At 39.4% G+C, this 1,632-nt stretch carries 1 protein-coding gene; it reads right to left on the reverse strand.

Going from position 1 to position 1,632, the window contains the following annotated elements:
• Positions 1-1,319, reverse strand: a 1,319-nt coding sequence (locus IBX40_13315; protein ID MBE0525291.1) for a hypothetical protein, incomplete at its 3' end; no start/stop codon positions are given.
• Positions 1,320-1,632: the final 313 nt, after the last annotated feature.

Consider the following 1,632-nt stretch of genomic DNA (forward strand, 5'->3'; position numbering starts at 1 on the left):
TCTGATTTTGGGGTATGCGTCTGGTTCCGGGTTTTTGTCTGATTTCCTGATTCGGAATTGTTTTGTTGTTGTACCCGGTGTTCTTCACTAAATTGGCTTTGTACCTGTGCTGTGATTCGAGCTCGAACCTGTTCAGCCCACATATTTTGATTACCGTTTGCATTATAGGAACCATGTCCTCTCAGTACAGCACTGCCTGTCCCTTCAGCATTCAATTCGATATTATCACCGGTTATGACCACTGTGATACTGCTGCCTTTAATGGTCGCAGAACCATCAAATCCCTCGTATTTAATGGTCCCGTCATCCAACATCTCTTTGATGCCCTTACCTTCAATCTCGATCACAGCATCTTCATCGTAGTCTTTGATAATCAATATTCCATCTTTCGCATTTATTTTGATGTCCAGATTACCTGATATAGTGGCTTTTCCATTCCCTTGGGCCGCAAGAGCACCAGTACTGCTTAAACTTACAGAGCCGGGTCTGTGCTCTTTAAGCTCCTCAAAAATCTGTCTTAATAAGGAATTTGTTTCCCTCATATTGTATGATGATCTCATCTTTGAGGATGCATCTGCCAGGAAAGCCCTTGCTTCCCCGGCATTTTGAAGCTCGCCTTCATCATTGAATCCATTATGGTTGTCAAACAGTTCTGTGACATCATCATGACTGGCATTCAGCGCTTTTTCATAATCATCAAGGAGTTTCTTCAAATCCTTGGTGTCCTCACCGACCTCATCCAATCTATCAATCTCTGCCTGAATGCGGATTGCAATGGAATCACTGCGGTTATTGAATACATCGACCTTGTTATTTAGAGTACCCTCTATAAAGTATCTGGACTCCAAGTCGACATGCTGCCAAGTGTCCCTGATCTCTTTGATTACGGCATTGAAATCTTCTTCTGTCTCAGCTGCAGCCACATCATCCCTCATGTCTTCTAGTTGACCAATGTAGTCATCAATATTATCTGAAATAATAAATGGGGCTAATCCATTTTCTTCAGGTCCTTCAGCTTGTATCTGCAAAGTCTCCAAACGCTTGATAGTATATTCGATTGTATGGTTCAAAAAGTTTCTAAGAGCTTCTTTTAGTTCTTCAGTATTTTGGAGTGATCGTTCTGATTCAAACCGGTCTTTTGCATCATGGAATTTTTCTTGTGAATCCTGGAAGGATTCTTGGGCTTCAATGAGCTGGTCTTTTTGTTCCCCGGGTGTTTCTGCATAGGCCACTGCTGTAGCAAACATCCCCAAAACCAGCATTATACTTGCAATTTTCATTAATATTGCAATCATTTTCGTGTGCATATTTCCAGACATTGTATCTTTCCTCCTGTTTAATAGAAGTCTTTTTTACTCTTGATTCAACCATTTTGTATTGGCAAATATAAACATACTTTCGAGTGTCTAATTTTTAAAGCTTTATTACGCTTTAGAATGAATTATATTTCTTTATAGAGATTGTCGGAAAAGTCCAATTCTTCCGCTAAATTAATACACTGTTTCCATTAAAATTCTCGTTGAACATAATATCTGCCATTATACAGCACAAATAAACGCCTATGCTGGCGATTTTCCACTTGTGAATCGATAGAAATCGAAGCATTTATATTAGTTATTCACATTTATCACT

It is taken from the genome of Methanosarcinales archaeon (assembly GCA_014859725.1).
Classification (GTDB): domain Archaea; phylum Halobacteriota; class Methanosarcinia; order Methanosarcinales; family Methanocomedenaceae; genus Kmv04.